We start from the raw sequence: 2,547 nt of genomic DNA, 5'->3' as shown, positions 1-2,547 counted from the left end.
TTCTGGGGGGGGGTGGTGTGTTGGGGGGGTTTGTGTTTTATCGCGTCCCATATCCCCCCCCCCCCCCCCCCCCCCCCCCCCCCCCCCCCGCTCCCACATTTGATCTCCAACAGTCTCAAATTCGGGACAAAACTTGAGAACGCTCTCACAAATTAAGAATTTATCTATATATTTCAATAAGTTAATAACTTGGCACACATCTCGCTAAAGCCCCTCCCCACCGCCTCACCCCCACAAAAATAACAATCAGATGGAGACACACCATGAGTGTGATCATTGCCCTCGCAGCCCTGGCGCTGCTGATGCTGGCCGCCTACCGTGGCTACAGCGTCATCCTGTTCGCCCCCATCGCCGCCCTCGGCGCCGTGCTGCTCACCGACCCTTCCGCCGTCGCTCCCGCGTTCACCGGGGTGTTCATGGAGAAAATGGTCGGCTTCCTCAAGCTGTATTTCCCGGTATTCCTGCTCGGCGCGGTGTTCGGCAAGCTGATTGAAATCTCCGGTTTCTCGCGCTCCATCGTCGCCGCTGCGATCCAGGTGCTCGGCACCCGCCAGGCGATGCTGGTGATCGTGCTGGTGTGCGCCCTGCTGACCTACGGCGGCGTGTCGCTGTTCGTGGTGGTGTTCGCGGTGTACCCGTTTGCCGCCGAGATGTTCCGCCAGAGCAATATCCCCAAGCGCCTGCTGCCGGCGACCATCGCCCTCGGCGCGTTCTCGTTCACCATGGACGCCTTGCCCGGCACGCCGCAGATCCAGAACATCATCCCCAGCACCTTTTTCAACACCACCGCCTGGGCCGCGCCGTGGCTGGGGCTGATCGGCACGATCTTCGTGTTCTGCGCCGGCATGCTGTATCTGGCCCGCCAGCGCAACAAGGCCCAGCGCGCCGGTGAAGGCTATGGGACCGAGCTGCGCAACGAGCCGGAAACCGCCGAAGACATCAAGCTGCCCAACCCTTGGATCGCGCTGTCGCCGCTGTTACTGGTGGGCATCATGAACCTGCTGTTCACCCACTGGATTCCGCTGTGGTACGGCAAAACCCACACCCTCAGCCTGCCGGGCATGAGCGCGCCGGTGCAGACCGAAGTCGCCAAGCTCACGGCAATCTGGGCGGTGCAGGCGGCGTTGCTGGTGGGGATTATCGTGGTGCTGGTGTTCGGCTTCTCGGCGATTCGCAGCAAGCTCGCCGAGGGCAGCAAGAGTGCCGTCAGCGGCGCGCTGCTGGCGGCGATGAACACCGCTTCGGAATACGGTTTTGGTGCGGTGATCGCCTCGCTGCCGGGCTTCCTGGTGCTGGCGGACTGGCTCAAGGGCATTCCCAACCCATTGGTCAACGAAGCGATTACCGTGACCCTGCTGGCCGGTATCACCGGTTCCGCCTCGGGCGGCATGAGCATTGCGCTGGCGGCCATGTCGGAGAGCTTTATTTCAGCGGCCCATGCGGCCAATATCCCTCTTGAAGTACTGCACCGGGTCGCCGCCATGGCCAGTGGCGGCATGGACACCCTGCCCCACAACGGCGCCGTGATCACGCTGCTGGCGGTCACCGGGCTGACCCACCGCGAAGCCTATAAAGATATTTTCGGCATCACGATCATCAAGACCCTCGCGGTGTTCGTGGTGATTGGTACTTTCTACGCCACCGGCATTGTGTGAGGTTGATATGACGACATTGAACGGCAAGACCGCCCTGGTCACCGGCTCCACCAGCGGCATCGGCCTGGGCATCGCCCTGAGCCTGGCCAAGGCCGGCGCCAACCTGATCCTCAACGGCTTCGGCGATGCCAGCGCGGTGATCGCCCAGGTGCAGGCCTTCGGCGGCAAGGTCGGGCATCATCCGGCCGACGTCAGCGACCCGGCGCAGATCGCCGAGATGATCGCCTACGCCGAGCGCGAGTTTGGCGGCATCGACATTCTGGTGAACAACGCCGGGATCCAGCATGTGGCGCCGGTGGACGAATTCCCGGTGGAGCGCTGGGATTCGATCATTGCGATCAACCTGTCGTCGGTGTTCCACAGCACGCGTTTGAGCCTGCCGGGCATGAAAGCCAAGGGTTGGGGGCGGATCGTCAATATCGCCTCGGTGCATGGGCTGGTGGGTTCGGTGGGCAAGGCGGCTTACGTCGCTGCCAAGCACGGGGTGATCGGGCTGACCAAGGTGGTGGGCCTGGAAACAGCCCAGAGTAATGTCACCTGCAATGCCATCTGCCCGGGCTGGGTGCTGACGCCGCTGGTGCAGAAGCAGATTGATGACCGCATTGCCAGCGGGGTTGACCCACAGCAGGCGCAGCAGGATTTGCTGGCGGAGAAGCAGCCGTCGCTGGAGTTCGTGACACCGCCGCAATTGGGGGAGCTGGTGCTGTTCCTGTGCAGCGAAGCCGGCAGCCAGGTGCGGGGCGCGGCATGGAATATCGACGGTGGCTGGCTGGCCCAGTAAACGACGATTCCCAAGACACCGCAGCTCAAATGTGGGAGCGGGCTTGCTCGCGAATGCGGTGTGTCAGTGCCTGAATTACTGCCTGATACACCGCATTCGCGAGCAAGCCCG

The 2,547-nt window shown here is 62.8% G+C and carries 2 protein-coding genes; both read left to right on the top strand.

What is annotated here, in order from left to right; translation table 11 throughout:
- The first annotated feature begins 263 nt into the window (after positions 1-263).
- Complete coding sequence (locus tag ACIOMR_RS10025) at positions 264-1,655, top strand: GntP family permease (protein ID WP_008436988.1); 1,392 nt, start codon at positions 264-266, stop codon at positions 1,653-1,655.
- A gap of 7 nt (positions 1,656-1,662) precedes the next feature.
- Positions 1,663-2,436 (top strand): 3-hydroxybutyrate dehydrogenase, encoded by a 774-nt coding sequence (locus tag ACIOMR_RS10020; RefSeq protein ID WP_008436986.1) that lies wholly within the window; start codon positions 1,663-1,665, stop codon positions 2,434-2,436.
- Positions 2,437-2,547: the final 111 nt, after the last annotated feature.

Origin of the sequence: Pseudomonas sp. NPDC087814, assembly GCF_044742865.1 — a bacterium.
Taxonomy (GTDB): Bacteria; Pseudomonadota; Gammaproteobacteria; order Pseudomonadales; family Pseudomonadaceae; genus Aquipseudomonas.
Note: the sequence above shows the minus strand (reverse complement) of the source record. Positions and strands in the feature narration are given on the sequence as shown.

Bases quoted from the DNA above. Each gene is read 5' to 3' on its own strand.
- ACIOMR_RS10025 (WP_008436988.1), top strand. From the start codon at position 264: ATGAGTGTGATCATTGCCCTCGCAGCCCTGGCGCTGCTGATGCTGGCC.
- ACIOMR_RS10020 (WP_008436986.1), top strand. From the start codon at position 1,663: ATGACGACATTGAACGGCAAGACCGCCCTGGTCACCGGCTCCACCAGC.